Origin of the sequence: Pectobacterium quasiaquaticum (genome assembly GCF_014946775.2) — a bacterium.
Lineage (GTDB): Bacteria > Pseudomonadota > Gammaproteobacteria > Enterobacterales > Enterobacteriaceae > Pectobacterium > Pectobacterium aquaticum.
In genome coordinates this window covers 1,538,708-1,561,305 of the sequence record NZ_CP065177.1, presented here as the reverse complement: position 1 = coordinate 1,561,305, position 22,598 = coordinate 1,538,708, and the positions used below count along the sequence as shown (strand labels likewise).

21 protein-coding genes, 5 tRNA genes and 1 pseudogene are annotated in these 22,598 nt (G+C 41.8%); 11 read left to right on the top strand and 16 right to left on the bottom strand.

Annotated features, from left to right (window positions below; genetic code table 11):
- Positions 1–39: 39 nt before the first annotated feature.
- Genes dndB through dndE form a run of 4 tightly spaced genes read left to right on the top strand, consistent with a single transcriptional unit; the run spans position 40 to position 5,069 of the window.
- Positions 40–1,119, top strand: a complete 1,080-nt coding sequence (gene dndB / locus IG609_RS07195; protein WP_193399475.1) for a DNA sulfur modification protein DndB — start codon at positions 40–42, stop codon at positions 1,117–1,119.
- Positions 1,116–2,783, top strand: coding sequence for a DNA phosphorothioation system sulfurtransferase DndC (dndC, locus tag IG609_RS07190; RefSeq protein WP_193399474.1), 1,668 nt, complete (start codon positions 1,116–1,118; stop codon positions 2,781–2,783). Before dndB ends, dndC begins: the two co-directional genes overlap by 4 nt.
- A complete protein-coding gene (dndD, locus tag IG609_RS07185) occupies positions 2,773–4,731 on the top strand; it encodes a DNA sulfur modification protein DndD (protein ID WP_193399473.1) in 1,959 nt (652 codons plus the stop codon). Before dndC ends, dndD begins: the two co-directional genes overlap by 11 nt.
- A gap of 2 nt (positions 4,732–4,733) precedes the next feature.
- Positions 4,734–5,069 (top strand): DNA sulfur modification protein DndE, encoded by a 336-nt coding sequence (dndE, locus tag IG609_RS07180; protein ID WP_193399472.1) that lies wholly within the window; start codon positions 4,734–4,736, stop codon positions 5,067–5,069.
- On the opposite strand, the gene IG609_RS07175 is transcribed toward dndE, so the two are convergent.
- The 9 genes from IG609_RS07175 to uvrY form a co-directional block, all read right to left on the bottom strand.
- Complete coding sequence (locus tag IG609_RS07175) at positions 5,049–5,522, bottom strand: hypothetical protein (RefSeq protein WP_193399471.1); 474 nt, start codon at positions 5,520–5,522, stop codon at positions 5,049–5,051. The genes dndE and IG609_RS07175 overlap by 21 nt on opposite strands.
- Positions 5,522–7,213 (bottom strand): ATP-binding protein, encoded by a 1,692-nt coding sequence (locus IG609_RS07170; protein ID WP_193399470.1) that lies wholly within the window; start codon positions 7,211–7,213, stop codon positions 5,522–5,524. The genes IG609_RS07175 and IG609_RS07170 overlap by 1 nt, the downstream gene beginning before the upstream one ends.
- Before the next feature lie 183 nt (positions 7,214–7,396).
- The gene (locus IG609_RS07165) at positions 7,397–8,647 is read right to left on the bottom strand and encodes a tyrosine-type recombinase/integrase (RefSeq protein WP_193399469.1); all 1,251 of its coding nucleotides are present in this window, start codon (positions 8,645–8,647) and stop codon (positions 7,397–7,399) included.
- Positions 8,648–8,850: 203 nt separating this feature from the next.
- Positions 8,851–8,937 (bottom strand) — tRNA-Leu (locus tag IG609_RS07160).
- Positions 8,938–8,945: 8 nt separating this feature from the next.
- Positions 8,946–9,019: transfer RNA gene (locus IG609_RS07155), tRNA-Cys, on the bottom strand.
- A 51-nt stretch (positions 9,020–9,070) separates the two neighbouring features.
- Positions 9,071–9,146, bottom strand: a tRNA-Gly gene (locus IG609_RS07150).
- A 139-nt stretch (positions 9,147–9,285) separates the two neighbouring features.
- Positions 9,286–9,834 carry a CDP-diacylglycerol--glycerol-3-phosphate 3-phosphatidyltransferase gene (gene pgsA, locus IG609_RS07145; RefSeq protein ID WP_193399468.1) on the bottom strand — a complete coding sequence of 183 codons (549 nt, stop codon included), beginning with the start codon at positions 9,832–9,834 and terminating at the stop codon, positions 9,286–9,288.
- A 58-nt stretch (positions 9,835–9,892) separates the two neighbouring features.
- Entirely contained in the window at positions 9,893–11,725 is a 1,833-nt protein-coding gene (gene uvrC, locus IG609_RS07140; protein ID WP_193399467.1) for an excinuclease ABC subunit UvrC, read from the bottom strand.
- The gene (gene uvrY, locus IG609_RS07135; protein ID WP_011094414.1) at positions 11,718–12,374 is read right to left on the bottom strand and encodes a UvrY/SirA/GacA family response regulator transcription factor; all 657 of its coding nucleotides are present in this window, start codon (positions 12,372–12,374) and stop codon (positions 11,718–11,720) included. The genes uvrC and uvrY overlap by 8 nt, the downstream gene beginning before the upstream one ends.
- A gap of 643 nt (positions 12,375–13,017) precedes the next feature.
- Here uvrY and IG609_RS07130 point away from each other — a divergent pair.
- Positions 13,018–13,242, top strand: coding sequence for a DUF2594 family protein (locus IG609_RS07130; RefSeq protein ID WP_102119245.1), 225 nt, complete (start codon positions 13,018–13,020; stop codon positions 13,240–13,242).
- A 91-nt stretch (positions 13,243–13,333) separates the two neighbouring features.
- On the opposite strand, the gene IG609_RS07125 is transcribed toward IG609_RS07130, so the two are convergent.
- Positions 13,334–13,621 carry a basic helix-loop-helix domain-containing protein gene (locus IG609_RS07125; protein ID WP_102119244.1) on the bottom strand — a complete coding sequence of 96 codons (288 nt, stop codon included), beginning with the start codon at positions 13,619–13,621 and terminating at the stop codon, positions 13,334–13,336.
- Positions 13,622–14,086: 465 nt separating this feature from the next.
- Positions 14,087–14,162, bottom strand: a tRNA-Lys gene (locus IG609_RS07120).
- Positions 14,163–14,500: 338 nt separating this feature from the next.
- Here IG609_RS07120 and cycA point away from each other — a divergent pair.
- Positions 14,501–15,913 carry a D-serine/D-alanine/glycine transporter gene (gene cycA, locus IG609_RS07115; RefSeq protein ID WP_193399466.1) on the top strand — a complete coding sequence of 471 codons (1,413 nt, stop codon included), beginning with the start codon at positions 14,501–14,503 and terminating at the stop codon, positions 15,911–15,913.
- A 170-nt stretch (positions 15,914–16,083) separates the two neighbouring features.
- On the opposite strand, the gene iraP is transcribed toward cycA, so the two are convergent.
- Together iraP and IG609_RS07105 are read right to left on the bottom strand one after the other, a co-directional pair.
- Positions 16,084–16,350, bottom strand: coding sequence for an anti-adapter protein IraP (gene iraP, locus IG609_RS07110; RefSeq protein ID WP_102119242.1), 267 nt, complete (start codon positions 16,348–16,350; stop codon positions 16,084–16,086).
- A 393-nt stretch (positions 16,351–16,743) separates the two neighbouring features.
- Positions 16,744–17,013, bottom strand: a pseudogene (locus IG609_RS07105) (LysR family transcriptional regulator); the annotation flags it as partial.
- Between the two features lie 379 nt (positions 17,014–17,392).
- On the opposite strand from IG609_RS07105, the gene IG609_RS07100 reads away from it, so the two are divergent.
- Positions 17,393–17,468: transfer RNA gene (locus IG609_RS07100), tRNA-Asn, on the top strand.
- A 179-nt stretch (positions 17,469–17,647) separates the two neighbouring features.
- Positions 17,648–18,925, top strand: coding sequence for a tyrosine-type recombinase/integrase (locus IG609_RS07095; protein ID WP_193397923.1), 1,278 nt, complete (start codon positions 17,648–17,650; stop codon positions 18,923–18,925).
- A 247-nt stretch (positions 18,926–19,172) separates the two neighbouring features.
- Here the strand turns inward: IG609_RS07095 and IG609_RS07090 are convergent, their stop codons facing one another.
- A complete protein-coding gene (locus IG609_RS07090) occupies positions 19,173–19,664 on the bottom strand; it encodes a hypothetical protein (RefSeq protein ID WP_193397924.1) in 492 nt (163 codons plus the stop codon).
- A gap of 409 nt (positions 19,665–20,073) precedes the next feature.
- Between IG609_RS07090 and IG609_RS07085 the strand changes: the two genes are divergently transcribed.
- A complete protein-coding gene (locus tag IG609_RS07085; protein ID WP_011093257.1) occupies positions 20,074–20,406 on the top strand; it encodes a hypothetical protein in 333 nt (110 codons plus the stop codon).
- Between the two features lie 497 nt (positions 20,407–20,903).
- Entirely contained in the window at positions 20,904–21,113 is a 210-nt protein-coding gene (locus IG609_RS07080; protein WP_193397925.1) for a hypothetical protein, read from the top strand.
- Here the strand turns inward: IG609_RS07080 and IG609_RS07075 are convergent.
- On the bottom strand, positions 21,088–21,516 hold the full coding sequence (locus IG609_RS07075; protein ID WP_193397926.1) for a hypothetical protein: 429 nt from the start codon (positions 21,514–21,516) through the stop codon (positions 21,088–21,090). The two genes, IG609_RS07080 and IG609_RS07075, sit on opposite strands and share 26 nt — an antisense overlap.
- 535 nt (positions 21,517–22,051) lie before the next feature.
- Between IG609_RS07075 and IG609_RS07070 the strand changes: the two genes are divergently transcribed.
- Positions 22,052–22,231: a hypothetical protein gene (locus IG609_RS07070; RefSeq protein ID WP_193397927.1), complete on the top strand. Its 180-nt coding sequence runs from the start codon at positions 22,052–22,054 to the stop codon at positions 22,229–22,231.
- A 149-nt stretch (positions 22,232–22,380) separates the two neighbouring features.
- Here IG609_RS07070 and IG609_RS07065 read toward each other — a convergent pair whose 3' ends face one another.
- Positions 22,381–22,590 carry a DUF4926 domain-containing protein gene (locus tag IG609_RS07065; protein WP_193397928.1) on the bottom strand — a complete coding sequence of 70 codons (210 nt, stop codon included), beginning with the start codon at positions 22,588–22,590 and terminating at the stop codon, positions 22,381–22,383.
- Positions 22,591–22,598 lie beyond the last annotated feature (8 nt).

Here is a 22,598-nt window from a genome sequence, read left to right as displayed (position 1 = left end):
AACACAATCTGCACAGTGAAACTTTGAGGGCTGTTAATAGTGAACCATATAGTATCTGGAATGAGTTTCCCCGCGATTCGAGGGATTCAAGCTGGGCACGAATACTATATTGTGATGTGTCCTCTCAAAAGACTTAAAAAAATTTTTACGTTAGATGAGTCAATGCTGGCAGAAAGTGACAAAGCGCAACGAGTGTTAAATCATAGCCGCATCCCACAGATTGCACGTTATATCCACAACAACAGGCTGGATTATACATTTTCAGCCATCACGGCTTGTATTGAAGGGCAAACATACTTTGAGCCCATAGCCGCTGAAGGGCATGGCAATAAGATTGGAAATCTTGTCGTTGATGAAGACGCCGAGTTCTACCTGACTGATGGTCAACACCGAAGTGCCGCTATTCAACAAGCGTTAGAGGAAGACCCCGCACTGGGAGATGAAACTATATCTGTCGTTTTCTTCGTTGATAAAAATCTTAAACAACGCCAAAAAATCTTCCGTGATTTGAACCTTTACCCTATACCAGCCAATAGATCCATCGCAGTGTTGTATGGCTCTACGCCTGAAGAAAACCTGACTAATCATGTTGTAGAGGGTAGCGAGTTTTTTAATGGTGTGGTTGAGTTTTCGAGTCGTATCAGCAAGCGTTCAGCTAAATTTTTTATGCATAGTTCAGTGCATGCAGCCTGTATGGAGCTTTGTCCTGATATCACTGAAAAAAATTGGCAGCAACAAGCAGAAAAAGCCGTGGAATATTGGGACGAGCTAGCAAGCAATTTACCCCTCTGGCAACAAGCAAAAAATCATCAGATCAAACCGGCGGACAGGGCAAATTATGTGCTATTCAGTGCGATTCTTCTGAAAAGTTTTGCTATGTTTGGCAACGAACTGCTTGCGGAGCATAAAAATTGGAAAGCAATACTAAATAAATTCCAGGGTTTAAATTGGGCTCGAACAAACAAATTATGGATGGAACGCTGCTTTAATAAAGGTCGAATGGATCATAGTGTACATTCCGCTTTACTAACATTGAACGCTCTAAAACAACATTTACAGCTACCATTAAACCTTGAGCAACAAAAAGTCGAAGATAAATTTTTAGGATTAAAGAAATGAGCTTGCCAGTGAACAGTCCTTCTTACTCCGCATTTAACAAACAAGGCCTAAAAGCGACTGTTGCTGCCACTATTTCCCATATCAAGAAATTATATCTATCAGATCAAATTCCTTGGGTCATCGGGTATAGTGGAGGTAAAGACTCCACTGCAGTTTTACAGCTTGTATGGTCTGCTCTGCAAGAGCTCAGAAAAGAAGGTCTGTGTCATAAAGATGTGCATGTCATTAGCACAGATACACTTGTAGAAAATCCTATTGTTGCTATGTGGGTTGAAAAATCATTAGAACGTATGCTCGAAGCCAAACAACAGCAAGATCTTCCTATTCAGCCACATCGCCTGACACCTGATGTCAAAGATCGGTTTTGGGTTAATCTCATTGGCAAAGGCTACCCTGCTCCACGCTATAAATTCCGTTGGTGTACTGATCGTCTAAAAATTGCTCCTTCCAATAATTTTATCAATAAATTAGTCGATAAACGAGGCGAGGCAATTTTAGTTCTAGGTACGCGCAAAGCTGAAAGCACAACCCGCGCGGCAACAATGGAGCACTATGAAAATATTGAAACCAATACACGTCGAGCTGATGGCCTAACGGCAAATGGTACTCTAGATAGGGTTTGGGTCTATCCTCCTATTGCCGACTGGACTAATGATGATGTTTGGATATATCTGAACTCAGTATCCAACCCTTGGAATTTCCCAAATCAGGATTTAATGGGCATGTACCAAGGAGCAACTGAAGGTGGTGAATGTCCACTCGTAGTCGATAAAAGTACCCAAAGCTGTGGTGATAGCCGATTTGGTTGCTATGTTTGTACTATGGTGTCTGAAGATAAATCCATGTCAGCGATGATTGCTAATGACGAAGAAAAAGAATGGATGTATCCGTTATTAGCACTTCGCAATGAAATTGACGTGAATGATGCCGATCATGACAAAAAATTAAGCAAACTACGTCGAGATAAATCACGTCGTGATTTCCGCCGCATGAATGGCTCGTTGACTGTACACATAACAAAAAATGGGGCTGATATTGTTCCAGGACCATACGTACAGAGTTTTCGTGAAGAACTACTTGAGAAAGTATTGCTAGCTCAAGTAGCAGTGCAGGAAATGGGACCAGTAGAAGTAAAAAATCTTGAACTATTACCTTTAGAAGAATTAGAAGAAATACGTCGTATCTGGCTGGAGGAAAAACTAGAAGCAGAAGATAATCTTCCTGCAATTTACCAAAAAATCATGGGGAAACCTTACCCCGGCTCACGCCGAGCTCATCACCCTATTCTGAACAAAACAGTGTTGGATAAACTCAAAACCTTATGCACTGAAAATAACGATGATGAAGGCCTCATGTATCAACAAATACGTGCTGCTATGGTTATTGCTAATAGACACAAAAGCCAGTTGCGGCGAGCTAATTTAGCTGCAGAGTTAACAGATAGCTTAGAGAAAGGGGCATTTTCATCCTTGGATGAGGCCAAATCATTTGCTCTTGAACGTAAAAGGCTCGAGTTGCAAATTCAATATGACAATTCACCAAACTTGTCGGAAAGAGAAAAAGAATCTATTAATGAGCAGATTGCTATTATTACCCGTTCAGTCAAGGAACGGGGATATAGCTCATTGCTGATTGAAACAGAGGTTGTCAGCGATGATATTTAATAAATTACAAATTATAAATTTTGGCATTTATCAAGGTGAGCACTCGATTAACCTCGAGGTGGAGCGCCATAAGCCAGTGATCTTACTAGGTGCATTAAATGGTGGAGGTAAAACAACCTTTCTTGATGCCATACAGTTGGTGTTGTACGGCAAACATGCAAGATGTTCTAACCGAGCAGGTACTGCTTATAGTGCATTTTTAGCAAGCTGTAAAAATCGTTTTTCGCCTCCAGAAGCCGAAGTGAGACTAAATTTAACCTTTACACATCAAACAGAAAATAGAATTAATCTCTACGATATCGAACGTAGCTGGTATGTAAATGGCGTAGATACCAAAGATAAAATTAGGGTACATGTAGATCGTCAGCTAAATGAGCATCTAAGCCAGCACTGGGATGAATTTGTTAACGAATTTATCCCACTCAGCTTGTCGGATTTATTTTTCTTTGATGGTGAGAAAATTGAAAATCTGGCACATCCACAACGCTCATCAGAACTAGTCAGAACAGGTATTGAGAGCCTGTTAGGCCTGGATTTACTGTCGCAATTGCAAATTGACCTTGCTCAAGTGGATAAAAAACGCCTTGCAGCCAATGTTGATCAAAGCATCATTGCGAAAGTAGAGTCTTGCGAAAATGAAATAGGTCAGTGTAATACTGCAGTTTTAGATTTGAAAAAAGAACTAGTTGAAATTGAACATGACATCAGTAGCACCACTATTACTGTTAACAAAGCTCGTCAAGCTGTACGTAATGCCGGTGCCCATCTAATTGAAAAGCGTGACGAACTCAAGTTTGAGCTAGGTACTATTGAAACTAAACTAAGCCTAAATAAAGCCGAACAAATTAAATTGGCTGCTGGCGTAGGCCCACTGGGATTAGTGAAAGACCTGATTGAACAAGCTAAAATGCAAATTCGTCTAGAAACTGAGGCAACACAGGCAAAAATACTGGATGAAGCAATTAGTACTTATAACGAAAAAATCCTCAATGTACTAAAAACCACAGCTGCACCTGAACAGACCGTTTTTCACGTTAATAAAATTATAGCCGAACAAGCGCAAGAGCAACAGGTTCTGGCTAATGTCGAATGTTTTTTGAAAACGGAAATGGGTATTTTTAATGGTTTAGAAGAAAAAATTACACAGGAAGATAAACAACGGCAGAATTTACAAAAAGAACAACAACAACTGCTTGAGCAACAAGCTTTACTACAACAACAGCTGGATACTGTACCTGATTATGAATCAGTTCAACATTTAATTACTGAATTAGCTGAATGTGAGGCAACTCTTAAAAACCTCACGACACAGTGTAAGCATAAACAACAATTACTTGAACAGACAACTGCAAAAAATAATATTTTATCACAGCGCTATACCAATTTATTGGCACAGCAAAACAAAGATACTTTCGAACAAAAAAGGACTATCCAAGTAAGCCGCCACATTAAAAAGCTAAAAACAACTTTGCAAAGATTTGCTGAACTGTTAATAAGTGAAAATATCGATCGGTTGCAGACATTAGTTAAGCAAAAATTTGATGCACTAGGCCGCAAGTCACAGCTTATCAGTCAGTTAAAAATTTGCCCTGAAAGCTTTGCTATCACACTTTATGATGCAGCAGGTAATATACTTGAGACAGCTAAACTTTCAGCAGGCGAGCGGCAGCTATTAGCAATCGCCATTTTGTGGGGCTTAGCTGAAGCCTCAGGTAAAGAACTACCAACCGTTATTGATACACCACTTAGTAGATTAGACGGTAAACACCGTAGTAAGTTGGTAAATCACTACTTTCCCAAGGCAGGTCCGCAAGTAATCTTGCTATCCACCGATGAGGAAATTATTAGTGAGTATTATCAACAACTAAAACCATACATAAGTCGTGAGTTCCATATTAGTCATAGTGAGCAAAGCAAAACGTCCAGCTTTAAAGAAGGGTACTTTTAATCATGCAACACATTGATATTATTCGTTTATCTGAAAAACAGAAACAACAACTTATCACTCTTAAACGCAAAACTGGTATAGAAAATTGGAATGTTCTGTGCCGCTGGGCGCTTTGTAAATCATTAGCCGATCCAACAGTACCACCGAAGGAAGATATTCCTTCGGATAGTAATGTTGAAATGACCTGGAGAACATTTGCAGGTAGCGAGCATAAGATTTATGAATCAATCGTATTGTTCAGAAGGCAAAAAGATATGGTGGAGCAGAACATACATGACTTTATCAAAATTCATATATCTCGAGGCTTAAATACCCTCTTAAAGATCTCCACACTCTAGCATTATTTTCCATTTTTTGTATTTTTCAACAGCCATTTTTAGTATGGCTTGTGAAAATGAATCAGGATCAAAACCAAAGCGATACCTTACTGGATTGCTAGAGACTGTTGATACAACACGAAGTTCTTCCCCAAAAACACATGTATTTAAAAAAAAATGCCTTTGAACCTCGTACTCAACAGCCTTTCTAGCTATCTTTCTGTTTAACTCATCTTCATAGTCAATGATATTAGTTGCAATACTAGCGAAAAAAATTTCTTCGCATTCATTAATATCATCCTGCTCAAATCTCCTTAAATTCTCCCTGAGGGTTCCCCCCTTACTCAAGTGCCCTCCCCATCTGATTGAAGGATGGCCTCCGGTCTCACCAATGTATAAATAACCATTGTGAATAATAAAATATATATTGGAGCAATATCTTGCTCCAACCAATACACCATTACTCTTAATCATTATTCTGCCAAGTTAATATTTTCACCCGACCATTCGGCCAACCAATTATTTAAATTATTATGGAATTTTTTAAAAACCTTATTAAAAATTTCCACCTCAACCTCTACAAGGTTATCTCGCGTATTCCGTTCAGCAAGCCCGACCGAGAATATCAAGGCCTCTGAAACGATACGTTCAGTACTATTTTCAGGGTACCTCGATAGGAATTCTTTATAGAAAGGATGATTTTTATTAATACCTACAAAAACGCCTTCTGTTGCATCATAAAATGCTTTCCACACCATCCCATAATCAACTTTATCTGAATATATAATCTTTCTGAAGCTATGATGAATTTTATCATCTACTGTGATATCTAATTTTTGTTTAGCATTTTCTCCATCTATAGCACTGTCATTTCTTCTCTTAATAATCTCAGAATTTAGCTGACCTGTAATCAAATCAGGATCATCCTCTGAAACATTTTCTATAGTTGCAGTAAATCCTAACCCCTCTTCATTTTTAGTCGATTTTAATTTATTCTGGCAATAACCTCGAATATCTTTTGCTGTAATCAAAGCCTTATCAACTATAGCCTTTAATTTGTTTCGAGTTTCATCATCAACTTCTAATCTTTGCTTTGTAATATCAACATGTAGAACATCATCATGAGCAGTTTCTAAATCCATCCTTATTCTTACATTAAAATCGTCCTTTGTTATTATTCCATCCAAATCATCTCCCCAGCGTATTAATCTGCCATTTCTGTATATAAAAAAACCACTATTTTCTTTAGATATTTCATATGTAGATATTTTATCTTTTAAACTTTGAGGAAGTGGCGATTTAGACTCAGCCATACTAGCCTGTGGAAAAACGACAGCTTTTATTTCTATAACAGGAAGATCATCTCCTTTTACATCCTGAAGAACCCATTTATCCTTCATGGCAAGAATTGGGCTATAATAATCATATTCATCGGGAATGTACCGTTCTTTAAAATCAGGACTATCCATGAATAACATATCCCTTGGCTGAATAGGTATTACATTACCAACTTGGCCATATGGTTTTATATCTAATGTTATTCTCAAAGGATCATCTTTCTTTAAAAAAGAAAAGTACGTTACACCAAGACGCTTCTTCAACTTCTCCGTCGTTAACTTAGGCGATGCCTGGTTAATACTTTCACATCCTTGCACCAGCACTACCGTTCCTGATGTGCTTTCAGAAAAGAAATCAGGTATTAGCCCCAAAAAATCATCAAGCTCTCTTTTATTTATGAAAAGCTTATTTTGTTCTTTTATAGCCTTGCTATCAAATGTGAAAGGACCGTATATGCAGCCATCGACTTTGCTTATAATGGAAATTGATGTTCCTAAAGAAAGCCCCGCTGACTTCAAACCCAACCCATACTTTGACAAGCTATTTTGTGCGTAGTTACTATTATTTGAACCAAGTGAAAATGCGTTTTTTATACCATCCGAGTCCATGCCATTACCGTTATCTGTAATTACATAAGTTGACACCGCATTTCTTGATTTTAGATTTTTACCCTCCGCAAGAATTAAGTTAACGCTGATATCTTTTGCGCTAGCTGTTACTGAGTTATCAATTATATCCATAATTGCAGTATGTGGTTCATAGCCAATTTTGGCAATAGCTTCACATATTCTACCAGCGTTAAAATCGATCGCTATTTCATTATTCATGTGTTCTCCAAACATGATTGATCTCACATTCCCCACTAGAACTATCGAGCCGAGGTATTTGGGAACATGGATAGATGCCGCAAACCTAGGCTAATACCCTTTTATACCGTAAGCCTTGGACAGATACAAAAAATAAGGTATGAAATTCTGCATACCTTATAAAATGTTAGTTAATGGTCAAAACTATTTTTTTGCAAAATCAAACGCGCTAACCGCTTTCTGCCGATTCGCATCAAGAAAATCAGCCCACCATTGCAGCATCAGTTTGCGTTCATCCAGATGCTCTGCCTTATGGATATACGCCGCGCGAACGCCATTACGTTCCTGATGGCTCATCTGCCGCTCCACTGCATCCCTAGACCACAAGCCCGACTCAATCAACGAACTACAGGCCATAGTACGAAAGCCGTGACCGCATACTTCCGTTTTCGTGTCGTAGCCCATCGTTTGCAGCGCTTTGTTTACCGTTCCCTCACTAACAGGCTTTCGTGACGAATGATCTCCAATGAAAACCAGCTCACAATGCCCGCTCACCTCTCTGATCTTTTTAAGGATGTCCAGCGCCTGACGGCTCAGTGGGACAAGATGTGGTGTGTGCATTTTTGAACCGCGCTCGGAGAATTTCACTCCGGGGATTGGTTCACGTTCTGGGGGAATCGTCCACAACGCTCGTTCAAAGTCGATTTCAGGCCAACGGGCAAAACGGAGTTCACTGGAGCGGATAAAAATTAGTAGGGAGAGGTTAATAACCCACTTGGTAAACTCACGGCCTTTGTAACCGTCAATGCGGCCAAGAAGTTCAGGCAAGCGTTCAAGCGCTAACGCAGGACGATGTTCAACTTTGCCTGGCATAATTGCCCCTGCCATATCCTGCGCCGGATTATAATCAATCAGGCCGTTTTGTACGGCATAGGTCATGATGGCGGTCACACGTTGTTTTAGACGCTTAGCCACTTCTAAACGTCCTGAACGTTCAACGCTTTTAATTGGTGTCAGCAAGTCGCGTGTTTTCAGATTTGCGATATGAGTGCCACCGATGGCGGGGAAAATATTGTCGCTCAGGCTTTTCAGGATACGCTCGCCATGGGATTCAGACCATTTCTTGTTGTCGGCGTGCCAGGCGCGGGCTACAACTTCGAAAGTTTGTGCATCATCCTGTTGCTGAGTTTTGACTGCTTTTTTATGCTCGTTAGGATCAACGCCAGCAGCAATAAGTTTTCGCGCCTCATCACGCTTCTGACGCGCTTCAGAAAGGGAAACCTCAGGGTATACACCTAGCGCCAGCATCTTTTCTTTGCCATCCGAACGATAGCGTAAGCGCCAATATTTAGACCCATTGGTATGAACCAAAAGAAACATACCGTTTCCATCGGTAAGTTTATAAGGCTTCTCTTCCGGTTTTGCTGAACGTACCTTGATATCCGTGAGTGCCATAATGCTTTTCCTTCAATAAATGCGTTATTGAGGGTACAAGGATTTACCATACTGAAGTATACCCGCAATTGTACCCGCACAAGCAAGTTGATGTCAGTTGAATTGTATTGACGTAAGAAGAGCATGGAATGAAGGGGAAGCCAGTAAAACCGTGGGTTTTAGGCAAAAAAATAGACGTCGGTTGACGTCTATTGATTTATCAATGGTGCCCGGGGCGGGACTTGAACCCGCACAGCGCGAACGCCGAGGGATTTTAAATCCCTTGTGTCTACCGATTTCACCACCCGGGCTTAAATATTGGAGGCGCGTTCCGGAGTCGAACCGGACTAGACGGATTTGCAATCCGCTACATAACCGCTTTGTTAACGCGCCAAAATATTTAGGTCTTAGTGACCAACATCCGCAATTGCCGATGTTTTAAATTGGAGCGGGAAACGAGACTCGAACTCGCGACCCCGACCTTGGCAAGGTCGTGCTCTACCAACTGAGCTATTCCCGCAACACAGAACTCACTGATTCTCTTAACTTCTTATAAACCAGCGTTGCTGTTGATGCGGTGCATTCTACTGACATGACGCAATGAGTCAATAAAATTATCAAGCAAGCGCGTTCGTTTGCTGGTTTTTACGGCGCTTCGATCAAGGTTCAAGCAGATCGTGTCTCGCGGCGTTCAAATATTGAAACATGGACCAGAAAGTCAGTACAGCGGCGATGTACAACGCCACAACACCAACGCCTTCGACAATACGTTCTGGGCGCCATAGCAAAGCAAAAAGCGCCATCATCTGAGCCGTAGTTTTAACCTTCCCTATCCACGACACGGCAACGCTACTTCTCTTACCAATTTCAGCCATCCACTCGCGCAATGCTGAAATGATGATTTCCCGCGCGATCATTGTCGCGGCAGGCAGCGTAATCCACCAAGAGTGATAGTATTCCGCAACCAGCACCAACGCCACAGCCACCATCACTTTATCCGCAACAGGATCGAGGAAGGCACCAAAACGCGTGGTCTGTTTCCAGCGGCGGGCAAGGAAACCATCAAACCAATCCGTCATAGCAGCAAACACGAAAATCAACGCGCAGAGCAGCGGTGCCCAGACGAATGGAAGATAAAACGCCAGCACAAAAAACGGAATAAGAGCAACACGAAACAGGGTAAGCAACGTCGGTATATTAAATTGCATAGCGCTTAGGTAATTATCTGGCTGGAGTGGATACTAAGAGTATGTTGCAACATTGTCCCTAGTGTTTCAATGCATGGAAGATTTTTTCTGCCAATGCATGCGAAATTCCTGGAACATTTGCAATCTCCTCAATACTGGCATTCATCAAAGGTTGCAGCCCTCCCATGTATTTCAACAGGGTTTGACGCCGTTTAGGGCCGACACCTTCGATAAGCTCCAGCGTACTGGTATTTCTTATTTTTGCTCTCTTCTTACGATGTCCGCCAATTGCATGGTCATGCGAATCATCGCGAATATGCTGGATAACGTGCAATGCGGGAGAATCAGGCGGTAGTGCCATGCCCTCGCCCGTCGACTCAAAAAACAGCGTTTCCAGCCCAGCTTTACGATCGCTGCCTTTCGCGACACCAAGTAGCAGGGGCTTGTTTTTATCCCATGATACTTGCAGCGAGTCAAACACGTCCTGAGCCTGGCCGAGTTGCCCTTTTCCGCCATCGATCACAATGACATCCGGTATTTTGCTGTCATCCAGCGCTTTACCATATCGGCGCCGGAGGACTTGCGCCATGGCGGCATAATCATCGCCTGGCGTAATGCCACTGATATTATAGCGGCGATATTCCGAACGTAACGGACCATTGGCATCAAATACTACGCAAGATGCCACAGTCTGTTCGCCCATCGTATGACTGATATCAAAACACTCCATTCGATGGATTGCTGGCAACTGCAAAACATTGGCTAACGCAGCCAAACGCTGGTGAATGGTGGACTGCTGAGACAGTTTTGTGACCAGCGCCGTGGCGGCATTTGTCCGCGCTAATTTTAAATAACGAGCACGATCGCCGCGGGGTTTCGTTTGAATCTGTACTTTTCTTCCCGCAACTGCCGTTAGAGACTCCGTCAGCAAATCTTTATCGGGCAGAGTGAAGTCGAGCAGAATTTCTGTAGGAAGCGTTCGGCCTAAGCTTCCCTGCAAATAGAATTGCCCGACAAAAGTCTGCACCACCTCCCCCAATTCCGTACCGCCAGGGACTTTGGGGAAATAGCTCCGGCTGCCAAGCACTTTTCCCTGTCGGATGAAAAGGACATAGACGCAGGCCATGCCAGCATCAAAAGCCACACTGATCACATCCAGATCTTCGCCGTCGCCGGAAACAAATTGTTTTTCTGTCACCCGCCGAACCGCCTGGATCTGATCGCGTATCCGGGCTGCATCTTCAAAATGCAGATCGCGACTGGCCGCTTCCATCCGGGAGATGAGCTGATTCAGTACTTGCTGGTCTTTACCAGACAAAAACAGGCGAACATAGTCAACCTGCTGTTGATAATCTTCTTCGCTCACCAAACCGCTAACGCAAGGCCCGAGGCAGCGACCAATTTGATATTGCAGGCAAGGACGAGAGCGATTGCGATAGACGCTATTTTCACACTGGCGCACAGGAAACAGCTTTTGCAGCAATATTAGCGTTTCACGCACAGCATTGCCGTTGGGAAACGGACCGAAATATTCACCCTTCGCATGCTTAGCGCCACGGTGAACAGCCAAACGTGGATGCGTATCACCGCTCAGGAAAATCATGGGATAGGATTTATCGTCGCGCAACAAGACGTTATAACGCGGCTGATAAAGCTTGATGTAGTTGTGTTCCAGCAGTAAGGCTTCAGTTTCTGTGTGCGTGATCGTGACATCAATATGCTTGATGCTTTTGACCAGAGCCTCGGTTTTACGGCTGGCGACATGACTACGGAAATAGCTGGCAAGTCGTTTTTTTAAGTCTTTTGCCTTACCGACGTAGATGACCGTATTACTGGCATCATACATTCGGTAGACACCGGGCTGACTCGTTACCGTTTTTAAAAATGCAGAAGCATCGAAACTCTCACTCACTACTTAACAATGTCTCCGCGGTAAAAAGCCCATGTTTGATAGCCAAATGGGTCAGCTCTACATCGCCGTTGATATTCAGCTTACTGAACATACGGTAGCGATAGCTGTTCACTGTTTTAGGGCTAAGATTGAGCTGTTCTGAAATTTCAGTCACTTTCTGTCCCTTTGTTATCATTAGCATAATCTGTAATTCGCGTTCAGACAAACACTCCAGCGGCGCATCCGTCTGCGGCTCCAACTGGCTCAACGCCATCTGTTGAGCAATATCAGAAGCGATATACCGCTTACCCGCATGTACCGCACGAATGGCGGAGATCACTTCTTGAGGAGCAGCAGCTTTACTCACATATCCTGCGGCGCCAGCTTGCATCACTTTAGCGGGCAACGGATTTTCAGTATAAATAGTGAGCATGATGACTTTTATATCTGGCGTAAAACGCAGGATCTTGCGCGTTGCTTCAAGCCCACCGATGCCCGGCATGCTCATGTCCATCAAAACAACATCGACATCATTGCTTCGGCACCACTTGACGGCATCTTCACCACAGCACGCCTCACCAACCACTTTCAGACCTTTGATATCATCCAGAATGCGTCGTATCCCTGCCCGCACCAGTTCATGGTCATCAACAAGAAAAACGCTAATCAAAGAATAATTCTCCAAAAAAGGGAGTAACACTTACATGAAAAGTTGCTTGCAGGTGATACTACGTTGATTTCAAAAAATAATGAACACAGATTTATATGAATATGTATTTTAAAATATGCCGAGAACGAATAAAGCGCATTTCTCGATCATAACAATATATCGTTAACCTAAGGGTGTATGTTGATCACATTCTTAACATTTCAAATACGCTACAGAGTGTGGATAAACACTTCGCTGGCACAAAATGTATAGAAAACAATGTAAATCAAATGGCATGCAATTGGCTTTACATTTTGAATGTCAATAAAAAATCACTATTGTAATCAAGGTGTGATTAGGAATCACATCATCGTCTGCCACCGTATTATACAAATAATATATTCAATGAAAAACGTCCATAGTGAACATCATATGCATTAAACAAAACACATCGATAGCCATTACCACAAAAAAACCAAAATATAGACGCTATTTTAATAAGTTAAATGCATAAAAAACAGTCACTAAAATGGCTTTATCCGCGAATAATATCAATCCACAATATGCTTTATGTTATACTCCCGCCCATCTAGTTCTGCCTGCCATACCCGCGGTAACGCCCGCAGCAGGCGAAAAAATATCTTTTTCTTATTGAGGAGAAAACATGAGCAACGCAGATTTTTCTACTGCTGCATCCGCTGAAACACTGGCCCATGAAGTCACCTGTCTGAAGGCTATGGTTACACTGCTATTAAAAGCAATCGGCCAAGCAGATGCTGGTAAAGTTATCATCAATATGGAAAGATATATTGCTCAATTGGAAAATGCCGAGCAAGCTGCCGTTTTTGATAACACGATTAAACAAATCAAAACCAGCTACCGTAAATAGCACTATTTGCTACACCGCCATATTAATAATCTGCTTGGCGGTGTAGTGGTATTTAGCCTTGCCTTCCTGATTTAAAAATAGAGACTCTCGTCTATTTATTTCCAATACGCGTGAGTTTCAGAAGTAGCGCCTCTTCTTTCTTTTTATATTGCGTCAATTCCATCACCAATGCTTTATCCAGGAACTGTTTTCTGGAAAGCGCTTTTCTTTCATCAACCAGTTCCCTCAGCTCGGTGAAGCATTCATTTATTTTGTACTCTTTTGAACTTTCAGTACAAATTATCTCATGGATTGCCTGGCTCAGTTCAGACAATGAGATAACCGATTTTGGATCCTGGTGACTTTTTTCTATGACAGCCAGTAATTTTTCGAATCCCACATGAACCTCCGAAATCAAGCAGAAACTTGCTCATGGCTAACCAGGAAACGCCAGCAGCTTCTAAACGCCGTCCCCAGTGGATGTGAACACAATCTTGTGCAAACAACTCGTAACATCATAAACGATCTGTCAACAATTCCATCAGTTAAGCATAGCACTTTCTCGCCACTCTTCAGCACGTATGAGGCACCTTCTCACCAGCCGAAGTGATAACATTCAGCGAAATCATCAACCATCTTATATATCCACCTAGCGTTAAGGCGTCATATGAATAAAAATATACTAGAAATGTCACATCTATTAACTAAGGCAGGGTGTGATAAGTGGCGTAGAAATAAAATATAAGAGAGTATAAATTAATGCAGCAAATACGATTAACGGTAAGAATAGATATAATTAAAAATAAATTAACAAAAGAAAAAATAATAACAAACTAAAATCAATATCATAAGCCATTGATATTGTTGGTGGGTCGTGCAGGGTTCGAACCTGCGACCAATTGATTAAGAGTCAACTGCTCTACCGACTGAGCTAACGACCCAACGGGGAGGATTATTCTCCTCCCCAGCGCGCCTGTCAAACACTTCATATTAATTTTTTATGCATGATAATAACATTGTTAGCGATTGCTAATTTTGTTAACCTGCTCAAGCTATTTATCTCTTCCTCTCATCACTGTATATCCTCTTCATTTTAGGGCGAAAAACATACAACAGCACCTTACATCATTATCAGTCCTCTTTATGATCTCTGGCTATCTCAGACCCCCACTGTAATAAGCACTGCAGTTGCGCTATCTTATTCGCTTAAATTTTCGCAGACGAGAGCCGCCAAAGAGCTCAAAAAACATCACAGACAGAAACAGGAAAGTATACTTACATGGTCGAACAATCAAAAGAAGCCGCAGACCTTGCCCCTGAACAGGGGGAGGGACTGCAACGGAATCTGACTAATCGTCATATTCAGCTCATCGCCATCGGCGGAGCTATCGGTACTGGGTTATTTATGGGCTCGGGCAAAACAATCAGCATGGCGGGTCCTTCGATCATCTTCGTTTATATGATCATTGGCTTTATGCTGTTTTTTGTCATGCGCGCAATGGGAGAACTATTACTCTCCAACCTTAACTATAAGTCATTCAGCGATTTTGCTGCTGACCTCCTTGGGCCATGGGCGGGCTTCTTTACCGGCTGGACTTACTGGTTCTGTTGGGTCGTAACTGGGATCGCAGATGTCGTAGCCATTAGTGCCTACTCGCAGTTCTGGTTCCCTGATTTATCGCAGTGGGTCTCTTCCCTGCTTTGCGTTCTACTATTACTGACACTAAATCTAGCAACCGTAAAGCTGTTTGGCGAGATGGAGTTCTGGTTCGCGATGATCAAAATTGTCGCTATCGTTGCGTTAATCGTGGTCGGTGTCGCGCTGGTAATGATGCAATTCTCTTCCCCATCAGGAAACGTCGCCTCCTTTACCAACCTTTGGAATAACGGTGGTATATTCCCTAAAGGGATAAGTGGTTTCTTCGCCGGATTCCAGATCGCCGTGTTCGCATTTGTCGGTATCGAGCTGGTAGGTACAACTGCCGCTGAAACTAAAAATCCGAAAGTCGTGCTGCCCCGCGCAATTAACGCCATACCGATTCGCATCATCATGTTTTATGTTTTTGCATTAGTCATGATTATGTCCGTCACCCCGTGGAGCGCAATTACTGCGGATCGCAGTCCTTTCGTGGAAATGTTCGTACTGGTTGGCCTACCTGCTGCTGCAAGTATGATCAATTTTGTCGTTCTGACATCGGCAGCATCCTCAGCCAATAGCGGCGTATTCTCCACCAGCCGTATGCTCTTTGGCCTAGCGAAACAAGGTGATGCGCCGCAAAGTTTCGGTATGCTATCTAAACGCGCGGTTCCTTCAACTGGGTTGATGTTTTCCTGCATTTGTTTGCTTTCGGGCGTGGTGCTGATCTACCTGATTCCAAACGTGATGACGGTCTTTACGCTGGTGACCACCGTCTCCGCGATTTTATTCATGTTCATCTGGAGCATCATCCTGTGCTCTTACCTGACATACCGTAAAAAGCGCCCTCAGCTACATGCGGAGTCATCCTATAAAATGCCGTTGGGTATTTTCATGTGCTGGGTATGCCTGGCCTTTTTCGCTTTCGTTATTGTACTGTTAACATTACAACCAGATACACGTCAGGCGCTCATTGTTACGCCGCTGTGGTTTATTTTTCTGGCTATTGCTTATCAGTTTACTCGTCGGAAAAAGCAGGCTGTTGATGTGAAGTAAAGCGTATAAACGCAAGAAAGGCGCGGACAACGTCAGCGCCTTCAATTTTTTTCAGCAAAATCACGCATAGCACAGGTATTCTCTATTATTGGATATAAATAATTCTCAATTGTATATACGAAAATTAATATTCTAACAATTAATGTCACCACCATTGATATATAAGAAAATTATTCCCGCAATGAAACGGTTGTGATTCGATTGATGTTTTTTGCCAATAGTTCGAGAGCTAAGTAATTATGTTCATCCTTCCGCTGTGAGGCATCAGCAACTACACCTTCTATTTTTCTATTTAACTCATTGATTTTACTGTCATCAAATGTTGAAACAATAGCAGAAATCAGCATCTCTAACGATTCAATCTTCGCATTAAGCGCTTTTTCTCCAACTTCTTTTTCTGCCAGCTTTATTAAAAGATGAGAGAGGATATTATTCATTTGAACTCCTTAATCAAAAAAATAACCGTCATACACCCATAAGGCAACACCTGTCTTGGTGCACAGGATTAGAGAAAACATAACGAAGATTAATGTAACACTGTGAATGGCCTGATCGCTAGTATCTATTACCATTTTAAGGAAATCATATTCACACAGCAGCAATAAAATGAAGTTACAGATAAATAAAAAGAATAAATAAAAAAAACTAAAAGGCCATTTTATTTTTAAGCGAAAAAATCTCTGCTTTGAGGAAGATCGATAATGTCATTAATTGTGATTAACATCACAAAACAAATAAGAAAGAGCACCATTATGATAGAACATCTTACACAAAGTTTGATTAGTAGCCAGCCATCGGGAAATGGCTGGCTCGATGACTAATGCTTACGCACTCATTGATTGCCGTGCGCCACTCACCGCATCCTTTGCCTGTTCGCACTGTGACAATATCGTCTGTGCATGAGAATAAAGAATTTTCCCCGCCTCGGTGGGCGTCACACCACGCCGACTCCGTACCAGCAGCTGTTTTTCGAGTTCACTCTCCAGCGTCGCGACCTGTTGGCTCAGCGCCGGTTGTGCAATATGCAACAACTCAGCAGCCTGTGTCAGGCTACCGATATCAACGATTTTCACAAAATACTTGAGCCGTCTAAGATTCATGTCTGCCTCCTGAGTAGTTACCCTAAAGAGGTAGCAAAAAGCGCGCCATATTATGTACCCATGTCTAAGAAAAAGTGATACCTCATTGATAAGCCACAGGTAAAATAAGGAAAAGCAATGATTATGCTAACCAACGCCCCCTATTTTACCTAGGAAACCCGCCATCAAGCCAATGCTAACCTGCACCATCTTAAAGCAATCCCTGCTATTTTAGAGTGCAAGCATACCCATTAATCAGCACATTTCATTGCTTTCTAGTGATCAACTTGAGCAATAATTTCAATATGTTGGTTATTAGTTCGGCAATCAAACACACCAAGCGATAACAGCCTTTGACAACCCGAAACGCTCCCGCTATTATCCATCGCACTTAACCGATTCCTCTGTAGTTCAGTCGGTAGAACGGCGGACTGTTAATCCGTATGTCACTGGTTCGAGTCCAGTCAGAGGAGCCAAATTAAAGAAAGCAGACGTTCACAGACGTCTGCTTTTTTGCTTTTAATCAATTGGTTATCCCCTTCTTCAGGTTCACCCTCGTTCACCCAAAAACACTCGAAGCCATACCCTTTTGCTGGTAAAAATACTGGTAAAGCTGGTTCGATTTCGTTTTTACCAGCAATCGGAGGGAACCGTCATGTCACTTACTGATACTAAAGTAAAAAATGCCAAACCATCAGAAAAGGTGGTTAAGCTCACTGACGGGTTCGGCCTCTACCTGCTGGTACATCCCAACGGCTCGAAATACTGGCAGTTAGGCTATCGCTTCGAAGGGAAACAGAAGGTGTTCTCCATCGGTGTCTACCCTGCTGTTTCTCTGGCTGATGCCAGACAACGACGAGATGAAGCAAAAAAGCTGTTAGCGGCTGGAGTAGACCCCAGCGCCAAAAAACAGGCTGACAACAAAATCGTTCAAGAGCGACGTAACAACACCCGCGCTTTCAAAACGGTTGCCAAAAGTTGGTTTGCCACCAAAACCACATGGTCGGAAGATTATCAGCGTTCTGTATGGACACGACTGGAAACTTATCTGTTCCCTGATATTGGCAACAAAGATATTGCAGAACTGGATACAGGCGATCTGCTGGTTCCCATCAAAAAGATAGAGAAGCTGGGCTATCTGGAAATTGCCATGCGGGTGAAACAGTACACCACCGCCATCATGCGTTATGCCGTCCAGCAAAAGATGATCCGTTTCAATCCTGCCTATGATTTGGAAGGGGCAGTTCAGAAGCCACAGACGGAACACCGCCCCGCTATTGAACTGGAAGAGATACCTACTCTGCTGGAACGCATGGAAGGCTATAAAGGCCGTAGCAGATTGACGCAACTTGCGATCAAACTCAATCTACTGATTTTTGTCCGTTCAAGCGAACTCCGCTTTGCCCGATGGTCAGAGATCGATTTCAAAAGTGCCTTGTGGGTTATCCCTGAACAGCGTGAAGCCATTGAAGGGATCAAGCATTCAGGCCGTGGTGCCAAAATGCGCAGAAAGCATTATGTCCCTCTGTGTAGTCAAGCACTGGTAATTTTGGAAGAGCTGAAAGACCTCACCTATGACGTTAACGGTGATGACGGCTTTATCCTGACTGGCTGTTATGATGCGATGAAACCGATGAGTGAAAACACCATCAACAAGGCACTGCGCAAAATGGGCTATGACACCAAAACCGATCTGTGCGGTCATGGTTTCCGAACGCTGGCGTGTAGTGCCTTAATTGAATCGGGTATCTGGCCTGAAGATGTGGTAGAGCTTCAGATGAGCCACATGGAAAAGAACAACGTTCGTGCTGCCTACACCCATAAGGCCAAACACCTTGAACAACGCCGCCTCATGTTGCAATGGTGGGCTGATTTTCTGGATGCTAACAGCAACGGGATGGTTAGGCCGTTTGAGTTTGGGCAGAAGGGATAAATTTGACTCTTGCTCAAATTTGAGTAAGATAATTGTGAGGCTTAATAAGAGCAGGGCTATCGGATATCACGGTGATATTGGTTCGATAGTGTGGATTGTAAGGTTCACCGACCTTATGGTAGCGGTAATCATAAATGCAAATTTATGATTGGCATGTGACCCAACTCAGAGAGAGTTAGCTAAGCAAGCGCTGCGACTACCAACCTCAATAATGAAAAAGGTGTTCTGAAAAGAGCGCCTTTTTCATTTATAAAACAGAAACTTGTGCTACCAATGTACCGTTTGGATTTATGTTGCGATATGCCGTAACAACGCTATAGATAAGGCTACCCCCATCATTGGGGTTGTCAAATGCCGCTAACACAGCACATCCTTTACGCCCTCTCAGAACAACCACACGGTGGTATCCTCCCATTTCCGAGAATTCACATACTATCCCTGCCTGATGAACAATAATCTCGGATACAAAACGAGGGACATCATGGATGGTAGGAAATCCCCACTGAATAAGCTTAGATCCTCGCTCTGACCAGATATGCCTAACACCAAAGCCTTTATGAGGACCAATATGCTTACCCGCACGAAGAAAAATCTTCCCTCCGAGTTGGTTGAACTGTTTACTGGTTATTTTTACTTCCCCCCAATGCTCAGTATTGTTCACCGGATGCAAAATATTATGATTTTCATGGAAAACATAATCAGCAGGAATTTCCATTAACTTATTATTATGTCTATTCAAACTGCCATTCCCTATGCATTATTGAGTCATCACAATGAATGAAAGATTGTAGCCAGATCCGTGATGCTAAAGCAAAGTGAAGCCTTTATCCAGATCAGGTTAGGCCAAACACCTTGAGCAACGCCGCCTGATGCTGGAATGGTGGGCTGATTTTCTGGATGCTAACAGCAACGGTATGGTTAGGCCGTTTGAGTTTGGTCAGAAGGGATAAATAGCGAAAGGCCACGGATGGCCCGTTATTTTGCTAAAAACCTTATTCCTTCTGGCTTTTTGATTCTTCTCAGAACATAATCTGGCACTATAAATATTCGGCCTACCCTTGCTGAAAAATCCGTATAACAAAGTGCCAGCAAACAAAGAAATTTCGTAAAGCAGAAAAAACTAATGTGATAAAAAGGAATTTTAAATTATGAAAAAATTTGTTACCCGATGGTTTTACGCTGGCATTGGTAAATATGAAGATCAAGTTACAGAAGGATATTTCTGGTGGAAAAAAACAAAATCTGTTGAATTGCCAACCTCAAGACTCGCAGATTATGATCAATTTTCCAAAGCACTTGAAGATACTTATAACAAACTCGATGAAGAGGGGTATGAGGTTGTGAACATTCTGCCTCTGAATCTCGGTACGTCAGAACAGAATCATGCCATTCTCAGTAACGGCAACAAAAAATATCTCGGTGATACGGGCTTTTCTGTTACCCGTGGTGCAATTGTTGTCGGGAAATTAAAAAATTCCTGATGATGGACCATCAAGATAGGATGAACGTCTTATCTTGATGTTTTTATCCGCATCTTCTGAACTTCCAGACATTCTTCCTGTTATTACAACCAAATAAATCCCTGCCAAAATAATAAACCCATAAGAAACCATAACTATCCCACCTTTTATTTGAAAATTTTAAAACCACGATCATCAATTAATATATTCATTTCAACCTGTCAAGTTACCCCTACTATTTAGACTATATTTCACAAACATTTTAATGGAAAGAATGTTAATATTTCATCCTGAACTTTTCGACTATTCTATTAATTTTTCGTATATGATTATTTTTACAAGCCATTTTATGCGCTTCTGGTTTCAGAATGATAATCACAACGGGATGGTCAGGCCGTTTGAGTTTGGGCAGAAGGGATAGATTGAAAAAGCCACGGATGGCTGACATTTCACTCAACTATTTCGTTAATGATGCGTTATAATTATCGCCTAAATAACACACAGCATGAGGCTAAATCATGGATGAAAGATATATCATTATCCCGCATAAAACCAATCTATCATATAGATTTGACGGCAATGAAGAGACTACTATTGAATTAGAAATGCACCTGATTTTCGATATTGTCAACCAACGAGTCATTACTGTTTGCAACTCATTGGAAGAAGCGAAGATAAAGATTGAAGAGCTAAAAAAACAAGTTAGCTCAAGACCTCGTATGAAATAAAAGGCATTACGTTATATATCCTATGATGCTCTTTAATCAGTGGAGCATCAAAATACGCATACATATTGCCACCATCAGGAAACACATACCAACAGCGACCATTGGATTTATGTCCCCATTGCGCACGAATAAATCCTTTTCGAATATTGACACCTTTAGGCCAATCAGTGATTTTCTCTATTAAAAATGAGTTATCGTCTTTCGTTACTAACGAAAATAAAGAAAACTCATCAACATCAACGATAAAAGGCATCTTCACATATTTCTGATAAACCCTTCCATCTTCATGTAAAAAGAACAGCTCTTTACCACACCAAGGGATTTCATTTTGATCATATTTAGCTGAATCTAATTTTTTTACATTATCAGGCCAGTCATTTCTTAAATTAAAAAATATTCTCATTTTATCACCTATGTTATTTATCGACACAGTCAGATATAACAAGATGAGTTATATTGTCAATGAGTGATAATGAATTTTATTTGAAATAAATATTTTCAATGAAAGGCGATGCTAAATATCCCCCCTTCAACTTAACACAGAACCGTTTAAGCTCTGCTGAACCAATTACTTAAACCAACACCCCAGACTTATCCCATCATTCGCAACCGACCACATCCAACTGTTCACGCAGTTCTGAAGCTATACGGGTCTGAAAGGCTGGATGCTTGCACGGTATGGATGTTTATATCGCGTTAACTAATTGAATTGACTAGTAACAGTCCTAGTCTTAAATTGCAGCCTATATGATTCACGCCTGTATACAAGGCTACCGATGAACCTGTTTCGTCCCTGAAAAGTAGTGCAATACCAGACAGGGGCTAACCTCAACGTTACAAGGATAACGCTATGGCTGTCTGTCAGTTTACCTATTCCCTTCCTGAAAATCTGCATCTGGCTACTGCTTTTTTGCCATATCCAGCAACGGAGGCTTATCATGTTCGATAACACACCGCTGGAACTGGAAGAAATCATCGATCAGTGTCGGGCATTAGCTTATGCCGTTATTGAACTGGATGAACCCAAAGCAAAAGAGATTTTGATCTTTGTTTTGTGGGAAAGGCTTGATCTGTTATTTCGTACTTTTCATACGCCAGAAGTGATTCCTGTAGACTAATGAAACAGCCATGAGGATAACGCATTAAGGCCTCAACTTTAATTGTGTGGGAAGTTGAGCAGCACATACAGATTGTTGTGCTGCTATTTAATTTTTTTGATTACATTTCATCGTTATAAGATTTTTATTTTAATAAGTAAATCATCAGACTACTTTTTAAAATCAACCTTACTGAAACAGTCTGGTGTTAATGTGATACAAGCCAGTGTCTCGCCATTATCATCACAAAACTCTATCTCATATGCAGGGGATGGTTCGTTATAAATGTGCACAATAGCCCCTAGCATTCCTTTTTTCAACCCTTCCTCTGGAAGAGGATTTTTCAAAGAAACAACATCAAATAAAGAATAACTCGCCATATATCTCT